General features: G+C 65.4%; 17 protein-coding genes. 10 read left to right on the top strand and 7 right to left on the bottom strand.

The features are described 5' to 3' along the window. Positions 1-227 precede the first annotated feature (227 nt). From NED97_RS16150 to NED97_RS16140, 3 genes are all read left to right on the top strand, one after another. Positions 228-3,197 (top strand): methyl-accepting chemotaxis protein, encoded by a 2,970-nt coding sequence (locus tag NED97_RS16150; RefSeq protein ID WP_252488044.1) that lies wholly within the window; start codon positions 228-230, stop codon positions 3,195-3,197. 122 nt (positions 3,198-3,319) lie between these two features. After that, the gene (locus tag NED97_RS16145) at positions 3,320-4,207 is read left to right on the top strand and encodes a homoserine kinase (protein WP_252488043.1); all 888 of its coding nucleotides are present in this window, start codon (positions 3,320-3,322) and stop codon (positions 4,205-4,207) included. An 11-nt stretch (positions 4,208-4,218) separates the two neighbouring features. Beyond that, complete coding sequence (locus NED97_RS16140) at positions 4,219-4,569, top strand: hypothetical protein (RefSeq protein WP_252488042.1); 351 nt, start codon at positions 4,219-4,221, stop codon at positions 4,567-4,569. Here the strand turns inward: NED97_RS16140 and NED97_RS16135 are convergent, their stop codons facing one another. The 3 genes from NED97_RS16135 to NED97_RS16125 form a co-directional block, all read right to left on the bottom strand. After that, positions 4,570-5,349: a hypothetical protein gene (locus NED97_RS16135; RefSeq protein ID WP_252488041.1), complete on the bottom strand. Its 780-nt coding sequence runs from the start codon at positions 5,347-5,349 to the stop codon at positions 4,570-4,572. 98 nt (positions 5,350-5,447) lie between these two features. Continuing rightward, positions 5,448-6,356, bottom strand: a complete 909-nt coding sequence (gene pdxS, locus NED97_RS16130; RefSeq protein WP_252488040.1) for a pyridoxal 5'-phosphate synthase lyase subunit PdxS — start codon at positions 6,354-6,356, stop codon at positions 5,448-5,450. Positions 6,357-6,458: 102 nt separating this feature from the next. Next, positions 6,459-7,229 carry an acetoacetate decarboxylase family protein gene (locus tag NED97_RS16125; RefSeq protein ID WP_252488039.1) on the bottom strand — a complete coding sequence of 257 codons (771 nt, stop codon included), beginning with the start codon at positions 7,227-7,229 and terminating at the stop codon, positions 6,459-6,461. Positions 7,230-7,332: 103 nt separating this feature from the next. Here NED97_RS16125 and NED97_RS16120 point away from each other — a divergent pair, with 103 nt between their 5' ends. Next, positions 7,333-8,031, top strand: coding sequence for a DUF1405 domain-containing protein (locus tag NED97_RS16120; RefSeq protein WP_252488038.1), 699 nt, complete (start codon positions 7,333-7,335; stop codon positions 8,029-8,031). Positions 8,032-8,042: 11 nt separating this feature from the next. Here NED97_RS16120 and NED97_RS16115 read toward each other — a convergent pair whose 3' ends face one another. Continuing rightward, complete coding sequence (locus NED97_RS16115; protein ID WP_252488037.1) at positions 8,043-8,396, bottom strand: DUF7344 domain-containing protein; 354 nt, start codon at positions 8,394-8,396, stop codon at positions 8,043-8,045. A 613-nt stretch (positions 8,397-9,009) separates the two neighbouring features. Here NED97_RS16115 and NED97_RS16110 point away from each other — a divergent pair. From NED97_RS16110 to NED97_RS16095, 4 genes are all read left to right on the top strand, one after another. Next, complete coding sequence (locus NED97_RS16110) at positions 9,010-9,951, top strand: ABC transporter ATP-binding protein (RefSeq protein WP_252488036.1); 942 nt, start codon at positions 9,010-9,012, stop codon at positions 9,949-9,951. After that, positions 9,948-10,730 carry an ABC transporter permease subunit gene (locus NED97_RS16105; protein ID WP_252488035.1) on the top strand — a complete coding sequence of 261 codons (783 nt, stop codon included), beginning with the start codon at positions 9,948-9,950 and terminating at the stop codon, positions 10,728-10,730. Before NED97_RS16110 ends, NED97_RS16105 begins: the two co-directional genes overlap by 4 nt. Positions 10,731-10,840: 110 nt before the next feature. Continuing rightward, positions 10,841-11,623 (top strand): ABC transporter permease, encoded by a 783-nt coding sequence (locus tag NED97_RS16100; RefSeq protein ID WP_252488034.1) that lies wholly within the window; start codon positions 10,841-10,843, stop codon positions 11,621-11,623. Positions 11,624-11,712: 89 nt separating this feature from the next. After that, complete coding sequence (locus NED97_RS16095) at positions 11,713-12,714, top strand: hypothetical protein (RefSeq protein ID WP_252488033.1); 1,002 nt, start codon at positions 11,713-11,715, stop codon at positions 12,712-12,714. A 59-nt stretch (positions 12,715-12,773) separates the two neighbouring features. Here NED97_RS16095 and NED97_RS16090 read toward each other — a convergent pair whose 3' ends face one another. Continuing rightward, complete coding sequence (locus NED97_RS16090; RefSeq protein WP_252488032.1) at positions 12,774-15,440, bottom strand: valine--tRNA ligase; 2,667 nt, start codon at positions 15,438-15,440, stop codon at positions 12,774-12,776. Between NED97_RS16090 and NED97_RS16085 the strand changes: the two genes are divergently transcribed. Beyond that, positions 15,433-15,894 (top strand): hypothetical protein, encoded by a 462-nt coding sequence (locus NED97_RS16085; protein WP_252488031.1) that lies wholly within the window; start codon positions 15,433-15,435, stop codon positions 15,892-15,894. The genes NED97_RS16090 and NED97_RS16085 overlap by 8 nt on opposite strands. Before the next feature lie 146 nt (positions 15,895-16,040). Then, positions 16,041-17,705 carry an acyl-CoA synthetase gene (locus tag NED97_RS16080; protein WP_252488030.1) on the top strand — a complete coding sequence of 555 codons (1,665 nt, stop codon included), beginning with the start codon at positions 16,041-16,043 and terminating at the stop codon, positions 17,703-17,705. A 38-nt stretch (positions 17,706-17,743) separates the two neighbouring features. On the opposite strand, the gene NED97_RS16075 is transcribed toward NED97_RS16080, so the two are convergent. Further along, positions 17,744-19,108, bottom strand: coding sequence for a VWA domain-containing protein (locus NED97_RS16075; RefSeq protein ID WP_252488029.1), 1,365 nt, complete (start codon positions 19,106-19,108; stop codon positions 17,744-17,746). After that, positions 19,105-20,073 carry an AAA family ATPase gene (locus NED97_RS16070; RefSeq protein WP_252488028.1) on the bottom strand — a complete coding sequence of 323 codons (969 nt, stop codon included), beginning with the start codon at positions 20,071-20,073 and terminating at the stop codon, positions 19,105-19,107. The genes NED97_RS16075 and NED97_RS16070 overlap by 4 nt, the downstream gene beginning before the upstream one ends. Between the last annotated feature and the right edge of the window lie 99 nt (positions 20,074-20,172).

Genomic DNA, 20,172 nt, shown 5'->3' with positions numbered 1-20,172 from the left:
CGCAGTTGCAGCGCGAGCGTCAGGAAGTGAGTCACCTCGAAACGCGTATTCGCTCGTTCTCTCGGATGTTTGAGTGGAAACTCCTGCGCACGTATCGTTCGAATTCGACGCGGTGAGTGGTGACACGGTCCACGTGGCTTTTGCGCTCGAAAGTACCCGTCCGATTATCAATACTAATAATGGAGGCTGACCATTTATGTAGTGGTGATGAGATCCGTGTGCTATCAATGGAGTTCCTTCGACGGCTGGTGCCGGCGCCGATTCGGCGCAGGTACGCAGTCAAGTTCGGGATCGCACTGTTGATCCTCGGGCTGTCGGTCGGTCTGATCGGGGTTATCGGAACCGCACAGATCACCGACAGCGTCGAGCAGAACGCACTGGAAGACCAGGAGGCCCTCGCGGGGCAGGAGGCGACGGCTCTCGACAACTGGAACGAACAGAACGACAGGCGAACGGCGAGTACGTCCAACACTCCGGTCGTTGAATCGGGTGACGAGGAGGAGATTCAATCCTATCTGAACAGTCTCCACCTCGAACTCTCCGACCAAGTGACCGCGATTCACTACGTGAACGTCGATAGCCACGAACTGGAAGCGACCACGACGAACGACGCCGAAACGCTCGACGACGTGGACTTCCCGGCGACGGCGGCGATCGACGACGACCTGTCGGCTTCGAGCGTCGAACGGACGGCGGCCTACGAGAGCGACGGCACGCCCGTCGTCTCGTACTACATCAAAACCGGCGGGTCGGACGATACGGCGATCGTCATGACGTTCAACCTCGAGGACATGATGGCCGACTTCGGCAAGTCGGTCGAGGGCGAACGCGTGACGATGGCGATCGACTCGAACGGCGAGATCGTCGCGGACGACACGTTCACCGGGACGGGCGGCGACGCGCTGATCGATAACTACACCGAGGACGCGTTCCGCCAGGAGTACGCCGACGACGACGGCCTGCTCGAGGCGGCGCTCGCCGCGAACGGCACCAACAGCTCCGGCGCGATGGCGTTCGACAACCAGCCGGGTGCTACCCTTCAAGACGAGCCCTACGGCTTCGGACCGGACGGCTACGTCGCGGCCTACCACACGACCGACATGGGCTGGATCGTGTTGATGCACACCTCGATGGACGAGGCGTACGGGTTCGTCAACGACGTCGACCAGTACGGGATGATGGCGACCGCGGGTGGCGTGCTCCTGATCGGTCTCGTCGGTGCCGTGCTCGGCCGCAACACGGCCGTCGCGACCGACCGCCTCACCAGCAAGGCGAGAGAGATGGAGGAGGGGAACCTCGAGGTCGATCTCGAGACGAAACGGATCGACAACATCGGCCGACTCTACGAGGGCTTCGACTCGATGCGGGTCGCGTTGCGCGAGCAGATCGACGAGGCGGAAGCCGCCAGGGAAGAGGCCGAACGCGAACGCGAGCGCGTCGCGGAGCTCAACGACCACTTAGAGGAGAAGGCGACGGAGTACTGTGACGTGATGGGCGCGGCCGCGGACGGCGATCTCACGGCCCGCGCGGACGCCGAAAGCGAGAACGAGGTCATGTCGGAGATCGGCCGGGAGTTCAACCACATGCTCGAGGAAATCGAGCAGACGGTGGCCGAACTGAACCGGTTCGCGACCTCGGTCGCGATCGCCAGCGAGGAGGTCACGGCCTCGAGCGAGGAGGTCCGCTCCGCCTCGGAGCAAGTTACCGGCTCGGTCCAGGAGATCTCCGACGGCGCCGACCGGCAGAACCAGTCCCTGCAGTCGGTCAACCAGGAGATGAGCGGGCTCTCGACGACGACCGAGGAGATCGCCGCCTCCTCGAACGAGGTCGCCGACATCGCCGAACGAACGGCCGAAACCGGCCGCGAGGGGCAGGACGCCGCCCACGAGGCGATCACGGCGATGAACGAGATCGAGACCGAGTCAGAGCAGGCCGTCAGCGAGATCCGACGGCTCGAAGCGGAGGTCCAGCAGATCGACGAACTGATCGCAACGATCTCCGAGATCGCCCGTCAGACCAACATGCTGGCGCTGAACGCCAACATCGAGGCGTCGCGCTCCGCGTCCGGCGACGACGACGAAGGGTTCGCCGTGGTCGCAAAGGAGGTCAAGGCCCTCTCCGAGGACGTCGCCGAGGCGGCCGACGAGGCCGAAGATCGGCTCGAGGCGATCCGCGAGCGGACCGAACGGTCCGCCGAGGAGGTCGAGGTCACCAGCGACCAGATCGACGACGCCAGCGAGCAGGTGCGCGAAGCGGTCGAGGCGCTCGAAGAGATTACCGGCCTCGCACAGGAAACGAACGTCGGCGTTCAGGAGATTTCGGCGGCAACCGAGGAGCAGGCGGCGTCGACCCAGGAGGTCGTCGCCATGGTCGACGACGCGGCGTCGATCTCCGACCAGACGTCCGCGGAGTCCGAGAACGTGGCTGCAGCGGCCGAAGAGCAGACCACCGCGCTGACGGAAGTGACGGAGTCCGCGTCGAACCTCTCGGAGCAGGCTGCAGAGCTTTCGGAGGGGCTCGACCGGTTCGAAACCGGTACCGACGAGTCGTCGATCGAGAATTCGTCGGTCGGCGCGGAGGAACTCCTCGGAGCGAACGGGGAGGACGACACCGTCGCAGCTCCGTCGGAGCGCGACGGCGAGTCGATCGCTGTAGCTCCCGAAACCGCGGGGGAATCGCCGGCCGATCCGGCGGGGCCGGTCCCTGAGGATAACGAACGAGGCGAACCGCCGGTCGCTCCCGGTGAAGTCGCACACGATACCGTGCGGGCGGAGTCACACAGTGCCGACGAACCCGGATCGGAGCCGACGGACACCTCCGTCGATTCGACACTGTCGTCCGGTTCCGTTCCAGATTCGGAGTACACTGCGAACGAGGGTGAACCCGTGATCCCGGCGGACGACGCCGAACCGGTCGCCGGCCATCCCGTCGAACCGGACGAGGGTGACGCGCGCGCCGACGATCCGTTAGCGCTCGAGCCAACCGGCGTGGACGAACCCGACGACGATCAGCTCGGGGCGGTCGAGGACGCGACGGTCGCCGAAGACGAGGGACCCGATCCGTTCGCCGAAGTCGCCGACGAACTCGAGGAGGCGGCTGACGACCACGACGTTGGCGAAGATACTACGGACGACACCGCCGAGGACGCGGACGGATCGGACGAAGTGTTCACCTTCGGCGACGGTGACGAGCAGTAACGGCGGTTTTCGTCGCTGATTTCCGTTTCGAGGCGGTCGCGAATCGAACTCTCGATCACCGATTACGCGCGCGGTCACCGTCGTTCGCTACCTTTTTGCCTGTTCTCTCGGAAGAAACCGACATGTTCACCGTGCGGGCTCCAGCGACCAGTGCGAACCTCGGGAGCGGTTTCGACGTCTTCGGCGTCGCTCTCGGGACGCCCGCCGACGTGGTCCGGGTCGAGCGCGCCTCGGAGACGACGATCGAGATCACCGGGGCGGGAAGTCAGTACATCCCCGAAGACCCGGCACAGAACACCGTCGGAGCCGTCGCGGAGGCGCTCGACGCACCCGCGCGAATCCGAATCGACAAGGGGATTCGCCCCTCCTCGGGACTCGGCTCCTCCGCGGCCAGCGCTGCTGCGGCGGCCGTCGCCCTCAACGCGCTGTACGACCGGGGGCTGTCCCGGGAGGAACTCGTCCCGATCGCCGCCGAGGGCGAGGCGCTGGTCTCCGGCGAGGCCCACGCGGACAACGTCGCCCCCTCCCTGCTGGGCGGCTTCACGATCGCCACCGACGACGGCGTGACGCAGGTCGACGCGGATATTCCGCTCGTCGCGTGTCTCCCCGAGACGAGCGTCTCGACGCGGGACGCGCGCGGCGTCGTTCCGAAGACGGCCGCGATCGAGGCCGTCGTCGACACGGTCGGCCACGCCGCCACGCTCACCGTCGGGATGACCCGCGACGATCCCGACCTCGTGGGAACGGGGATGAACGACGAGATCGTCACGCCCGAGCGATCCGCGCTCATCGACGGCTACGAGGCGGTCCGCGAGGCCGCGCTCGAGGCGGGCGCGACCGGCGTTACCGTCAGCGGCGCCGGTCCGGGCATCCTCGCGGTCTGTCACGAACCCGACCGGCGCGCCATCGCCGGGGCGATGATCGACGCCTTCGACGCCGCCGGAATCGAGAGTCGAGCCTACCAGACGACCGTCGGCGAGGGCGCACGGCTCTACCGCGACGAAGCGTAACCCGGGTACGGATGGGTGCACGAACCGACGCGACGCTCGCGCTCGCCGCGCTCGCCGTCTTGGTTGGCTTCGTCGTCATCGTCGACGCCTCGCTCTCTCCGCCCTTTCTGTTCGTCGGCGGTCTCGCGACCCTCGCGTTCGAACTGCTCGCGGCTCGAGAGTACGCGCTCGTGCGTCGATACTGGGAGCGGCGGGACGTCCAGTTCGCGTCGCTCGCGGTTGCGATCGGCGTTGCTGCGGTCGGCGCTCGAGTCGCCCCGGAACCGGTGCTGTCGCTGTGCTGTGGCGCGGCGATAACCTATCTCGCGTTTCTGACGCTCGTCCGAACTGAAATCGTTCCGCCGCCGCAGACGTGGTGGTAGTCAGGGACGTCTGGAAGCGCTCTTCCAGCGGCGGCTGTAGATCCGCGGGGACGCGTCGAGCTTCGCGTACCGGACGTTCGTCGGAACGGTCGAGACCCTCGTGGAAACGCTAGCCGGAAGCGGGCCGTGAGGGACCGACGAGACAGCCGTCGGGTTGTTCGAGACCGGTCGTCGGCCGGCGTAGCCGGATCCGCGCAGGTTCGATTCGTACAGTTCCTCAAATTTGGAGTGTCCTTCGACGACCGCGTTTCGAGCCGCATCTATCCGTTCTTTCGTCTCCTGCTGAAACGCCACGTTCGTCGCGTCCCCTTTCACCTCGTCGACGAACTTCGTGACTTCGGCTGCCGCTTCGGAATCGCCGTTCGACTCGAGCGCATCGGGCCCGACGACGTCCTCGAGTTCGGCCCTGAGCTGTCGCATCTCCCTCCCGAAATCGACGAGATCGACGGTGTTCCAGAGCTCTCGCAGTTTGATGGCGTGCCGGAGCGTGCTGAGGTCCAGCGCCAGGTCCGGATCGTTCTCGCGGATCGCGTTCGGAAGTTCGCCGAGGTCGAGGAGGTCAGGGAGCGCCGATACCTCGACGGTGTCCGGCAGCTTCTCGAGGTCGATCGTCTCGAGGACGTCTTCGACTTCCTCGACCACGTCCCACAGTTCCGCTGCCGTCGTCGACAGCGTCTCGTCCGATGCCTCGGTCTCGGTTTCCCGGAGCAACCGCTCGGTTCCTGCTTTGACCTGACCGGACAGCTGTTCGAAGGTGGTTGGTGACGTCGCGTGACTCATACAGCTCGGAAGGCTGTACACGGAGAAAACGGGCGTGCTTGCCGATCAGTTGCGGTTCTGGACAGTCAGGATACGAAACCGGTTCTCGCTGGCGTCAGTTAGACGCCGCGGCCCTGCAGCTGCTCTTCCTCGGGCAGGTCGGCGTTCGCGTCGCCCTTCATGCTCTTGCCGAGGTTCTTCGAGATCTCGACGAGGGTTTCGGGGTCGTCCCAGTTGTTCGTCGCCTCCACGATCGCCTCGGCCATCTCGGGCGGGTTCTCGGCGCCGAAGATCCCGCTGCCGACGAAGATGCCGTCGCACTCGTGGTGCATCATGAGCGCCGCGTCGGCCGGCGTCGCGATGCCGCCGGCGGCGAAGTTCACCACCGGAAGCCGGCCCATTTCGGCGGTCTCGTGGACCAGTTCCGCGGACGCTTCGATCTCGCGGGCGAGGGCCTCGCGTTCCTCGTGGGTCATCCCCTCCAACTCGCGGATCGCGCCCTTGATCGTCCGCTGGTGGTGGACGGCCTGGTTGACGTCGCCCGTTCCCGCCTCGCCCTTGGTTCGGATCATCGCCGCGCCCTCGCCGATCCGTCGCAGCGCCTCGCCGAGGTCGCGAGCGCCGCAGACGAACGGTGCGGCGAAGTCGCGCTTGTCGATGTGGTAGGCGTCGTCGGCGGGGGTGAGCACCTCGGACTCGTCGATCATGTCGACGCCGACGGATTCGAGGATCTGGGCCTCCTTCGTGTGGCCGATACGGGACTTCCCCATCACCGGAATCGACACTTCGTCGACGATCCCCTCGACGTCCGCGGGGTCTGCCATCCGGGCGACGCCGCCGCGCTTGCGGATGTCCGCGGGAACGGCCTCGAGCGCCATGACGGCGACCGCGCCGGCGTCCTCGGCGATTCGCGCCTGCTCTTTGTTGACGACGTCCATGATGACGCCGCCCTTCTGCATCTGGGCGAAGCCGCGCTTGACGAGGTCGGTTCCGCGCCGCAGTTCCTCGAGATCGGTGGTCTCGGTCATACTGCGGCGTTAGGATCCGCTCCACTTACGCGTGTCCTTTGACAGCGGGACCCGAAGCGCGTCGTCAGTGACTCGAGTTCGCTGGATGGTCGCTTTTCGATCTCATCGGGCCGAATCCGCGCGGCTCGGCGCCGCTACCGGCTCCCAGTCGAACAGCCGCGCGTGAACTCGCGACCCCGTCAGCCGGACGAGCGGTCGCTTCCACAGTCCGAGTTCCGACGCCAAGTCCGGCGCGACCTCGAGGCGCGTGCCGACCGGTGGGCCGATCGAAACCTCGCCGCGAAGTTGCATTCGTGACCGGGTCAACTCGTCGTCTCGGGCGGTGAAACTCGAGAGCGTCACCCCGCGAAGCTCCACGTCGGTTCGCGGTCGAGTAACCTCGAGTCGGATCGCGTCCTCGCTCGAGTCGCCGTCACCGACCACGGTTCGAACGCCGCGCGGGCCGTCCGTCACGGTGATCGGGGCGCGCTCCTTCGGGTACCCCCAGATCTCGCGACCGAGCGCGACCGACGCGTCGGTCGTCACGGGCATCCAGTGGACGTAGCCGCCGATCTCCCCGTCGGCGAGTCGTCCGAACGGCAGGTCGGTTCGGCTCCCGCGGACCGCAGGGACGATAACCGCGAACTCGTCGTAGGGCTCGAAGCTGGGCTCGGAGGGACCGACGCGATGATACTGGATGCCGACGAGCGAAACGCAGCCGACGCCCGGTGCGATCGCCAGCGACGAGAGCGGGTTCGGGAGAACCGACTCGAGGCGCTCGCGCCGGGCGGGGACGACGACGACGCCCACCGCGAACGCGAGCTCGAGCGGAAGCGAAACCGTGTGGCCGGTCGAGAGCTCCCGCCGTTCTCGATCACCGGTCGCGAGTGCCATAGCCGACCGGACGGTGACGAGTAAAATAGTGCTACGGGCGTCGTCTGCCGCGGGACAACCGCTACCATTTTGCGTTCCCCGTTCGTCGCGGCTGATACGAAAGATGACCGCGCCGACCGGGCTGCCCGACCGTGATCCGTTGCCGAGCTACCTCGCTCCCCTCCCGAAGACGATCGAGGATCTCGGACTACGATTCGCGTGGCTGATCGTCGCGATCAACCTCGCCGGGACGGCCTTTGGATTCTGGTACTACGCCGGCCAGTTCGCCACCACGCCGACGGTGATGTGGCCGTGGGTGCCCGACAGCCCGCTGGCGACGCTATTTATCGTGCTCGCGATCGCCGCGTGGAAACTCGGCCACGAGCAGCCGTGGCTGACCGCGCTCGCCTTCTTCGGAAACATCGTCCTCGGTCTGTGGACGCCGTTTACGCTGCTCGTGTTCGCGGACGCCTACTCGCCGCTGCACCCGCTGATGTACCAGTTCCTCTTCTGGAGCCACCTCGGGATGGTCGTCCAGGCGTACGTCCTCCACCGAATCACCGACTTCCCCGTCTGGGGGGTCGCCGTCGCGCTCGTCTGGTACGCCAGCAACCTGCTCGTCGACTATCACATCCCGATCGTCGGCGACCCCCACCACACCGTGATCCCCGTCCCGCGGGACGAGCCGTTATTCCTCGGGGCCGACGCGCTGGGAGTCGTCGCCGCGGGCGAGACGACGTTCGTGCTGCTCGCGCTGTTTCTCGCGCTCGCGACGCGGGTCAAAAAGTGCGAGGCGGCCCGCGAACGAACCGCCGACCGCTAACTCGCTCGGCGCTACGGGCGCTCGCCGTACACCAGTTCGAGGTGCGGATCGAGCGCTCGCGCCGCCGGACGCCGTTCGACCGTTTCGGCGTCCCGATCGTACCGCAACACGCCCGCCTCGACCAACCGGTCCAGGTGATTGTGGTGGAACTCGATCGCGATCGCGTCGAGTCGCCGCCGTGTCGGTACACCCTCCATCCGCGCGACGCCGTCGACGAGTTCCTCGAGCGAGATCGCTCCGACCCGTCGAGAGAGGTAGTACAGCGCGTATCGACGTCGGTCGTCGAGAAGCAACTCGAAGACGGTAGCTGGTGAGAGAGTGGCGTGCGTGTCGGATACGTCTCCGTGTGTAGTTTCTGTCGTCATTAGTGTGCTCCGTACTCGGCTTACACAGCAAACGCCGACGTGTCGGCTTCGATCAACTTCAGCAGAGCACAGCGGACGGTTGTCGGTGGTTCACATAACTCTTCTCTAGCGGGCGAGTAGCGGACAACTCTCGAGTACGTCCCACACCCGTGAACGATTCCGGGCGGTTTCGGGAGAAATCACCATACGGGAGGGACGAGCGGTTGCTTCGAAAGGTAAACTATCGGGTGCGAGTCAGGCGTCCTCGAGAACGACGTGTTCGAGGTCGAACTCGAGCGAACGCACTCGGGCGAGGGCCAGATGCTCGAGACCGAGTCGGCGATCGTCGTTCTCGAGTGTCGGCTACGCCCAACCGGTGTTCGTCGTGCCCATCGCCGTCGCGACGAATAGCGGGACCGTCCCGTTGTACTCCTCGAGGTGAACGGTCGGGACGGAGTGATCGGCTGCTACAGGGCCTGCGTGTATCCTGACGGAATGTGTTCGCCAGTCAATACTATCCTCTCGTTAGGATAGTGTGTAATGTCACAAACAGTATTTTATATTCGACTGAGTCGTCGAGGAGTGTGTGGCGGTTGTCGCGTTCGGCTACGCGTTTTCAAAACAGGTGGTGACTATGCGTACCCAGACCGAAGAAGTCGAGACCGAATCGGACCACGATACGGCTACGATCAGGTTGGACAGCCTCACCAAACGCTACGGTGACATCACCGCCAACGATGCTGTCACCTTCGACATCGAGGCCGGCGAAATATTCGGCTACCTCGGTCCGAACGGAGTAGGAAAGACGACGACTATTCGGCTGTTGCTCGGGCTCATCAAACCGACCTCGGGTACCGCAGAAGTACTTGGTGCAGACATCCGAGATCGACGGGCGCTCACCGAGGTCAAAGCCAACGTCGGGTATCTGCCGGATACGCTCGGCTTCGAGGAGCGACTCACCGGTCGCCACGCACTCGATTACTTCGCTCGGATGCGTGGCGACGAGCGACGCGAGGAGTTACTGGAGCTGTTCGATCCGCCGCTCGATCAGCGGATCGAGACGTACTCGGCGGGGAATCGTCGGATGCTCGGAATCGTACAGGCGTTCATGCACGATCCAGACCTCGCCATTCTAGACGAACCGACGGCCGGGCTGGACCCGCTCAAGCAGGACCGGATGCACGCCTTCCTCGAGGCGGAACGCGACGCCGGAAAGACCGTCTTCTTCTCGTCACACGTCCTCAGTGAAGTGCAACGCATCTGCGATCGCGTGGGTATCATTCGGGACGGGAGACTGGTTGCCCTCGAGGACGTCGACGACTTGCTCGAGCGGGGCGGAAAGCACGTTCGGGTGCAGCTGGCGGAGGCGGTCGACGAGAAGCGGTTCGTCACGGCGGAGATGATCGACGTCGAGACCGTCGACAGCACGGTTCGGTTCACCTACACCGGCGAATCCGCCGCGTTGCTGCAGCATCTCGTCCGGTTCGAGATCGAAGACGTCGATATCGGGGATCCCCAGCTCGACGACATCTTCAAACACTACTACGGGGACGACTCCCCCGCGGAGGGAGGATGACGGCCATCCTTCGCAACGAGTCGGGAAAGCTTCTCCGCGGTACACTCACCCTGACCGGGCTGCTCGTCCTGCTCTCAGCGTTCTTTCTCGTCGTATTCCCGAGCATTCAGGAAGAAGCGGAGTTGTTCGAGGACGTGTATCCGGTGTTCATACTCGAACTGCTGGGTATCGAAGAGCTACACACGATCGAGGGATTCGTCGGCGGCTACATCTTCCCGTTCATCTGGCTCCTCCTCGCTGGAATCTATTTCGCGTACATCAGCGCGGGCATGATCTCGAGGGACATCCGCACGCGTCGGATGGATCTCACCCTCTCCAATCCGGTCTCTCGCGAGTCGGTCGTCCTCCAGAAGATCGCCGCCCTGTGGGTCCCCCTGGTCGCGTTGAATATCGGGCTGCTGATCGTGCTACTCGTCGGTTCGAATCTCCTCGGAGAGTCGTTCAACCCGGTTGCCCTTGCAATGGTGCACCTGCTTGGGATCCCCTATCTGCTGGTCTGTGCCGGAATCGGGATCGTCCTGTCTGTCTTCGCCGATCGCGTCGAAACCGCCCAGGGTACGGCACTGGTGCTGGTGTTCGTCCTCTGGCTGGTCGACGGCCTCTCCCACATGAATCCCGATTTCGAGTGGGTCGGCGACCTCACGCCGAGTCGGTACTACGATCCGACGGCGATTCTCGTCCACGAGGAGTACGCGTTTCTCGACGCCGGGATCCTCCTCGCGGTGTTTCTCGTCCTGTTGGGCGTCGCCGTCCTGATCTTCACACGGAGGGATATCTGACATGACGTCCGAACACGGCCGTACGACGAGCACACCGATCGAGTCGATTGTGGGATCGCTCACTTGGTCCGTCGTGACTACGACACAGGCGATCGAATGGAGGTGACACTGTGACGGCCGTTCTCCGACTCGAGTCCAGGAAGCATGTCCGGAGTTCGGTCTTTCTGATCGTCGTATTCGCCCTGCTGTCGGCGCTTTACTTCTCGATGTTTCCGGGGATCCAGGAGGAGATGGACGTGCTCGAGGAGGCGTTCCCGAGCTATATGTTCGACCTGTTCGGGATCGAAGAATTACACACGATCGAGGGGTTCATCGCTGCCGAGATCTACTCCTTCTTCTGGGTGCTCCTCGTCGCCATCTATTTCGCGTACGTCGGGGCCGGCCTGATCGCGGGCGACGTACAGAACCGGAAAATGGACCTCACGCTCTCCAATCCAGTCTCTCGCGAGTCGGTGGTGCTCCAGAAGGTTGCCGCCCTGTGGGTCCCCCTGGTCGCGTTGAACGTCGGGGTTCCGGTCATCGTCTACGTCGGCGCGCTCGTCGTCGGCGAGTCGTTCAACCCGGTTGCCCTCGCGATGGTGCACCTGCTCTCGGTTCCCTACCTGCTGGTCTGTGCCGGCATCGGACTCGTAATCTCGGTGCTCGTCGACCGCGTGCGAACCGCCAGAGCGGCGGCCCTGTCCCTCGTGTTCGTCCTCTGGCTGATCGACGCCGTATCGAGGGTGGACCCGGATTTCGAGTGGATCGGCGACTTCACGCCGAGTCAGTACTACGACGAGACGGCCATTCTCGTCCGCGAGGAGTACGCGTTCCTCGACGCCGGGGTTCTTCTCGTAGCGTTTTTCGTCTTGCTCGGCCTTGCCCTGCTGATCTTCACGCGCCAAGATATCTGAGCGTGCCGGTACTCGTTACGACTTCGATAGTCACGGAGGGACGAACGATGGCCTGGGCTATATCGAAATCGAGGGCGTGCTACCGTCTAATGACGCCGAGTCGACGGGAAGTACTGAAACGCGCGGGCGCGACAGCATCGGTGGCCACCGTCGGAACCGCAGGTTCTGTCACAGTCGCTGCACAGGAGACGGCCGACGACGAACTCCCGGCGTACAGTCGGTGGCTCACGATCGACGACGGCGGACTCGAGTTCGCCTACGTCGATTGGGCGCGCCTCGATGAATACGTACAGGGAGAACTCGAGGAGGCGGATCCGGACGAGGAGGTCCCGGCGGAGTACGAGGCGGATCCGATGATCGCGCCCGTCTCGGAGGGGGCGCTCTCGACGTACTTCTTCGTCGGGCTGAATCTCGCCCCGTTCAGGCTCGGGCGGCTCCTGGACGACGACGACGCGTTCGAGTCGACCGTCTCGGAACTGCTCCAGACCCCCGAAGCGTTCGTCGTGATCGGGAGCATCGCCCCCGCGGAGATCGACACCCGACTTACAGCCGAACCGGAGGCCGACTTCGTCAGGCAACTCGAGCCGACGACCGAGATCGGCGAGTACGACGTCTATACTCCCGTCGATGGCGACGACGCGGCCATCGCCGTCGGCAGCGACGCGCTCGTGGTCGTCAGCGAGGCCGACGATCCGGTCCCGATCCTCGAGACGACCATCGGCGCCGCGACGGGCGGCGGCGAGCGGGCGACGGACGCCTCCGAGGCGTTCGCGTGGGCCGTCTCGAGCGCCGGCGCCGGCGACGTCGCCGTCGGTCAGTCGGGTCCCGAGGCCGGGACGCCGGACGACGACGGCGGACTCGTCGACTTCGGGTACGAGGAGCTCGCGGACGCCGAGAGCATCGTCTCGTCGCTTTCGGTCCGAGACGAAGAGACCTCCACCGGCGAGTTCGCGGCGGTTATCGACGACCCCGACGAGGCCGCACTCGAGTCGCTCTTGGGCGCCTCCGGGGAGCAACAGTCGGTCGACGTCGACGGCGACCGCGTCGCCGCGACGGCCCTGTGGCGAGAGCGGGAGCTAACGGAGGAGTAAGTCGGCGAGCCGTTGCTAAGTTCGGCGGCCGGCCTCGCGACAGGACGAGGTCGGTGAGGCTACTCGAGAACGACGATCGCCGACTCGGTCTCGAGCATCTGGCCCTCGCCCGAGTACGTTCGCTCGAGTTCGACCTCGAACAGGTCGTCCTCGAGTTCCTCGCCGGCGACCCGGAGCACACCCTCGTCGTCGTCGATCTCGTACTCTCCGCTCTCGATGCCGGCGTCGATGTCGCCGACCTTCGAGCCGTAGCGGGGGCCGAGCGTCGAGTAGTCGAGGTCGATCGCGGCGACATCGGTCGTGATCTCGGGCGGCTCCTCGAGCACCACGAGTTCCCGGACGTGCATCACGTTCTGGATCGCGTCCTCGAAGCCCTCGACGGGTCCGTAGACCGAGACCGACTCGAGTTCGGCGTTCAGCGGCAGCTGATTCTCGCTCTTGTGGCGTCGGAGCGCCGAGATGACCTCCATCGCGGTCTCGCCGGCCTCGAGGTCGGCCTCGTGTCCCTGCGTGGCGGGCCAGTCGCGAGTGTGGATGCTGGTCTCGGCGAGAGCTCCGTCAGCGTCGGCGTAGCGGGCTTGCCAGATTTCCTCCGTGACGTGGGGCAGGAACGGCGCCCACAGCTCGAGGAACGTTCGGTGTGCGGTCCGCAGCGCGTACTGGGTCGAGGGGTTGTCCTCGCGTCCCTTGGCGATCTCGAGGTAGTCGTCACAGAAGGTGTTCCAGAAGAACGTCCGCAGCCGGTCGCGGGCCTTCGCGAACTCGTAGTCGTCGAGGTGGGCCGTCAGCTCCTCGACGGCGTCGTCGAGCTCCGCCAGTAGCCAGCGGTCGATCGCCTCGAGTTCGGCGGGTTCCTCGGGATCGGCCGGCGCGAGGCTGTCGACGAGCTTCGAGGCGTTCCAGAGCTTGCGCAGGAGCTTCTCGCCCGCGGTCAGGTCCTTCTCCTGGTACGGGAAGTCGTCGCCGACGGCGGCGCTGGCCGCCCAGAACCGAACCGCGTCGACGGGGTAGTCGGCGAGCACCTCGTCGGGTTCGACGACGTTACCCTTCGATTTGGACATCTTCTCGCGGTTCTCGTCGAGCACGTGGCCGTTGATCATCGTCGCGTCGAAGGGCACCTCGCCGGTGTGCTCGTAGCACTTGACGATGGTGTGGAACAGCCAGAACGAGATGATGTCGTGGCCCTGGGGTCGGAGGTCGAACGGGTAGAGTTCGGGGTTGTCCATCGTGAACTCCTCGGCCTCACCGTCCCAGTCCCAGCCGGCGTTGATGAGGGGCGTCAGCGAGGAAGTCGCCCAGGTGTCGAAGACGTCCTCTTCGGGCACGAACTCCTCGGCGCCGCACTCCGGACAGCTGTCGACCGGCGGCTGGTCGCTCAGGGGGTCGACCGGCAGCTCCTCCCGGTCGGCCGTGATCTCGTGGTCGCAGTCGGTACAGTACCAGACCGGGAACGGGATTCCCGAGTCGCGCTGGCGGGAGATCAGCCAGTCCCACTCGAGGCCCTCGATCCAGTGGCGATACCGGGAGAACATCTTCTCCGGGTACCAGTCCATCTCCCGGCCGGCCTCGAGATACTCCTCCTTGTGGTCGAGAATCTCGACGTACCACTGCTTGGAGACGCGGAACTCGACGGAGGTGTCGCAGCGCTCGTGGACCTGGACGGCGTGGGTGATCTCCCAGCGGTCCCGGAGGTAGCCCTCGTCCTCGAGGTCCTCGACGATAGCCTCGCGGGCTTCTTCCGTAGAGAGCCCCTCGTAGTCGCCGGCGAGGTCGGTCATCGTCGCGGACTCGTCGATCGCTACGCGAAGCGGGAGGTCGTGGGCCTGGTACCACTCGATGTCGTTCTGATCGCCGAACGTACAGCACATGACGATGCCGCTGCCCTTCTCCATGTCGACGCGGTCGTCGGCGATGATCGGTACCTCGTGACCGAAGATCGGGACGCGGGCGGTCTCGCCGACCAGATCCTGGTTCTCGTCGTCGTCGGGGTGGATGAAGACGGAGACGCAGGCGGGGATCAGCTCCGGGCGAGTGGTGGAGATGACGAACTCGTCGCGCTCTGCACCTCCGCTAGCGACCTCGAACGCGATGTCGTTGAAGTGGGAGTGGCGCTCGTCGTCCTCCATCTCGACCTGCGAGATCGCCGTCTCGCACTCGGGACACCAGATCGCCGGGGCCTTCTTGCGGTACTCGCGGCCCTTCTCGTAGAGATCGAGGAAGGAGAGCTGCGAGATGCGCTGAACGCGCGGCTCGATCGTCTTGTAGGTGTTGTTCCAGTCGATCGAACAGCCGAGCCCCTGCATCTTGTCGGTAAATTCGGCTTCGTACTCCGTACAGATCTCGCGGCAGAGTTCCTGGAACTCCCGGCGCTCGTAGTCCTGGTGGCGGATGTCCAGTTCCTCCTCGGTCAGTCGTTCGGAGGCGATCCCGTTGTCGTCGTAGCCGAAGGGGAACAGCACCTCGCCGTCGTGCATCCGCTGGAAGCGCGCGGCGAAGTCCTGGAGCGTCGAGCCGTAGAGGTGGCCCATGTGGAGGCTCCCCGAAACAGTCGGCGGCGGCGTGTCGATCGAGTAGACCGTGTTCGGATCGCGCTTTGGATCGCCGTCGTAGGCGTAGACCTCCTCGTCGACCCAGCGGTCCTGCCAGCGGTTCTCGACGGCCTCGGGATCGTAGCCGCCCTCGAGGCTCGCCTCGTCGCGTTCTCGGTGGTCGGCGTCCGTGCTCATGGTCTCACCGCCCGGCGCGGGCGTCGTCGATTCGTCGTCGGAAGTTGCGGAAGTTGATCGTACATCTGCATACCGGTCGTTGCTCGGTGAATGCTGGTCGGATACAATACATCCGTCGATACGGGGTGGGAGTAGGGGACTACGGAGCCCCTACGAAAACGGCGTCGCGGGAGTCGCCGGTGTCGAGTTCGGCGCCGACGGAGTCGGTCATACCTTCTCTTTCCTCTCGGTCGCTGTTAGATGTTTCGCGTCGGGCCGACCGCTCGTCGTCGTCCAGTCGAATTTCGGTCCGCGAGGGCGTCGGCTGCCGAATCTCCCCTCCCTCTCGAACCGCCGTCAGCCCCTCCTCGAGATTCGGGATTTCGCGACCTCGAGCGCCGGCCGCATTCTCGCGATGCTCGCGGCCTTCCCGTCCTCGTACTCGCGCTGCCGCTTCGGCGGTTCGATCTCGTGACGGGCCTGAGCACCGTCCTCGCGTTCGTCGTCCGTCTCACCGTGTTGCCGTGCTTCGCGAACGGTTACTCGAGCGGATCCCCCCGCCGGACGCGAACCCGACTCGCCGGCACACGAATTATGTCCGACGCCGTAGGTGTTCCGGACATGGATACCGCACCGAACCTCGCGGACTACGAGGGACTCTCCGAGGTATTCGAGTGGGAGAGCATCTACTCGGACGCCGACTGGGAGGCACCCGACGAGATCAACGTCGCTCACGAGGTCTGCGATCGCCACCGGACCGAACGCGGCACCGTCGCGCTGTACTTCGTCGGCGCCGACGGCGAGCGCGAGCCGATCACGTTCTGGGAGCTCGCCCAGCGGTCCAACAAATTCGCGAACCTGCTCGAGGACCTCGGCGTCGACCGCGGCGACCGCGTCTTCGCGTACGTGCCCCGCGTTCCCGAGCAGTACGTCGCGATGCTCGGGACGCTCAAGACGGGCTGCGTCTTCGGCGGCATCGATCAGCAGTTCGGGCCCGAACAGGTCGCCTACAGACTCGAGGACGGCGGCGCCCGCGTCGTACTCACGACGCCCGACCACCGGGAGACGATCGCGACGGCGCTCGAGGACGTCCCGTCGGTCGAGCACGTGATCGTCGTCAGCGACGACGGGATCGGCGTCCGGCGCGGCGACGTCAGCTACTACGAGGCGATGGAGCGGGCTGCCTTCGAGTACGACACCGTCCGGACCGAGGGCTCCGATCCCGCGTTGCTGTACTACACCAGCGGCGTAACGGGGCCGGCGAAGGGGATCGTCCACGGCCACCGGTGGATCGTCGGCGTCGCCGCCGCCCAGCTGTACGCGGCCGACCTCCAGCAACACGAGACCGACCTCTACTGGGCGACGGGCGACCGCGGCTGGCTGACCGCGCCGGTCAACGCGCTCGGCGTGTGGTTCTGGGGCCACAGCCTCCTCGCCTACGAGGGCGAGTTCGACCCCGAAACGTGGGTCGGGCTGCTCGACGAGTTTCCCGTCACCGCCCTCTCGAGCGTGCCGACGCTCTACCGTCGCCTCCGCGACCGCGACGACCTCCTCGCCGACGCAGACCTCGACCTCCACCGCGCGGTGAGCACCGGCGAGCCCCTCGACGCCGACCTGATTGAGTGGAGCGAGGAAACGCTCGGAACGCCGATCCACGACAGCTACGGGCAGGCCGAGACGGGGAACATGATCGTCAACACCTACCCCTCGATCGAGACGCGCCCGGGGAGCATGGGCAAGCCGCTCCCCGGCGTCGAGGCGGCGGTCGTCGACCCCGACACCGGGGACGAACTCGAGCCCGGCGAGACGGGCGAGATCGCCGTCCGCGGCGAGTTCCCGTGTTTCTTCCTAGGCTACTGGGAGGATCCCGAAGCGACCGACGAGACGTTCGTCGGCGACTGGTACCTGACGGGCGACCTGGGTCGGCTCGACGAGGACGGCTACGTCTGGTACCAGGGCCGGGCCGACGACGTGATCATCAGCGGCGGCTCGCGGATCGGCCCCTACGCCGTCGAACGCGCCCTCTCGGACCACGACGCCGTCGCGGAGGTCGCCGCCGCCCCGACGCCGGATCCCGACCTCGAGCAGGCGGTGAAGGCGTTCGTCGTCCTCGGCGACGATCACGAGGCGAGCGACGCACTCGGTGACGAACTTCGCACGCACGCGGCCGAACGGCTTCCGGAACTCGCGACCCCGGAAGCGATCGCGTTCCGCGACTCGCTGCCGCGAGCCACGACCGGAGGGATTCGCCGCGACGAACTCCGCGAATCCTCGATGGACGACTGACCTGATTCCGCAGACATCCCGTGACGTCGGTCGCCGTATTACTGCTCGTCGACCTCGGACGTCGTGTCCGCGCACGCCCGGCGTCTCTCTCGTGGAAGCCGCACCAAATCGCCACGACCGTCGTACTCGTAGCCGATCCGACCGTGAACGCCACGAAGCGAGAGCTGTCTGGCGATCTCCTCGAGGTCCGCCGGCCGAGCGAACCCGAACAGTCCGTCGACGAACGGGGAGGCGATCGCCATTCCTCGACACGTCGGTTCGTACTCGCTATCGGTCGCCAGCGGATTGAGCCAGAGGAGGGAATCCGCTCTCGTCGAGAGCCAGACCATCCCCCGTTCGAGTCGATCGAGTTCGCCGACTTCGAGGCCGTCGCTGATGACGAGCACGGCAGTCTCTCGGTCGACGGCGTCCGGGTAGTCGGTTTGCAGGGTCGAAATCGCGTCTCCGATCCGGGTACCGCCGCCCCACTCGGTCTCGGCTCGCTCGAGGGCTGTGACCGCGCGATCGGCGGACGGCTCGTCGAACTGCGCCGTGACCTCTCGCAGGCTGGTATCGAAGAAGAATACGCGGACGGATCGCCAGTCGGCGTGTATTCGTCGGAGGACGCCCAGCAAGAACCCCCGATCGATACTGTCGAGGACCGACCGGCTGACGTCGACGAGAACGACGGCGCTCACCGCCGTCCGATCGTAATCGTGTCGCTCGACCTCGAGCGCGGTTCCGCCGGTCCCGAAACTCCGTCGAAGGGTTCGGCGGACGTTCAGCTTGGACCCTTCCGGTGCGTCTTCGAAGCGTCGTCCTCGCTTCCGTCCCAGGGCTCGGCCGATTCGCTCGAGCGGCTCGCGACCGTCCGTATCGGGTATCGTGACGTCGTCGACGACGACCGGTTCCGAGCGACCGGTTCGAGTTGATAGCGCGTGAAACGCGTGACTATCGTCCCGTTCGGCCTCCGGTTCGTCGTCCTCGTCCGGAGACGCGTGCGATCCCACCACGGCCGACTGCGCGCGTTCTGTCCGCTCGATAGACTCCGCAGCATCACTGCGGTCTCTCCCCTCCTGGTCCGATTCACCAACCTGTGGCACCGCAAAGGGCTGCGTTGCGCTGTCGGAGGCCGCGGACGACTCGTCGGTCTCGCCTCCCGTGAGTCTGGTCCAGAAGGCCGGAAAGTGCCGCTCGAACGTGGAGATATCCGGTTGCTGAGAGACGAGTGTAGCACGAAGGGCAGCCCGAACTCTCGTCTCGTCGTACTCGGGGAGTTCCGCAATAGCCTGAGCGGCTGTCACAGTCACCGTTGGTGGAACGACTGCACCCTCGGACCGGAGCGCCTCGGCGAACGTTACGACTTCGCTAATAACGTGATCGCGAACGGCTTCGAGCGCGGCGGACTCCGCGTCTCCGGTCACTGCGCCTCCGTCCGCTCTCGAGCGTCGCGGCCCGCCCGAGCGAGAGTCTCGAGCAGGTCGTCGTCGATCCGAGACGCGTCCTCGACTTCCTTCAACAGACACGACAGCGTTCGGTCGATCAGTTGGGGTGAAAGCGCGGTGTCGGGTTCGCCGTCGTCGTCTTCACTACCGGCGCCCTCGGTCTCGGATCGAAGCGCGAGGAGCGCACGGGACCAGTCGAGCGTCTCCGCGATTCCCGGCCGTTTCAACAGGGGTTCTTCGCGAAGCCGCTGGACGACACCGCAGATCTCGGCGGCCGTCGCGCCGTCGAGCTCCGGCGCCTTTCGCCGAACGATTTCCCGTTCCTTCTCGAACGACGGCGGTTGCAGGTGGAGATACAGACAGCGCCGTTTGAGCGCGTCGCTCAATCCCCGCGTTCGGTTCGACGTGAGGAGGACGATCGGGGGCACCGACGCCTCGACCGTTCCCAGTTCCGGTACCGTGACCTGGAACTCCGAGAGGAACTCGAGTAGCAGCGCCTCGAACTCCCGGTCGGCCCGATCCACTTCGTCGATGAGGAGGACGGCGGGCTGCTCACGCTCGCCCGACAGCGCCCGGAGCAGCGGGCGCTCCAGCAGGTACTCCTCGTCGAACACCGAGCCGTCGTCGGCGACGCCGCGCTCGCCGGCCTGCACCGAAAGCAGCTGTTTGGTGTAGTTCCACTCGTAAAGCGCGTTTTCGGCCGCCAGTCCCTCGTAACACTGTAACCGAACGAGCTCGGTCTCGAGACCGTCCGCCAGCACCTTCCCCAGTTCCGTCTTCCCGCTGCCGGGTTCGCCCTCGACGAGCAGCGGTTTCCCGAGTCGGAGTGCGAGCAGTACCGGAACGACGACGTCGTCCTCGGCGACGTACTCTTGCCGGTCGAAGAGTCGCCTGAGATCCGACTCCGTGAACGTCGCGAACTGGGTCGCAGTCGGTTCAGTCATCTCTCACCCCGGGCGGCGACCGTTCGACCGTCCGTCGACGGTCAGTGAGTCTCGTATCCATTGGGGATCCTTGTCCCTCAAATGGGCTCCAGACGGTAA

The organism is Natronococcus sp. CG52, from assembly GCF_023913515.1.
GTDB lineage: Archaea > Halobacteriota > Halobacteria > Halobacteriales > Natrialbaceae > Natronococcus > Natronococcus zhouii.
This window is presented reverse-complemented; position numbering and strand designations above follow the sequence as displayed.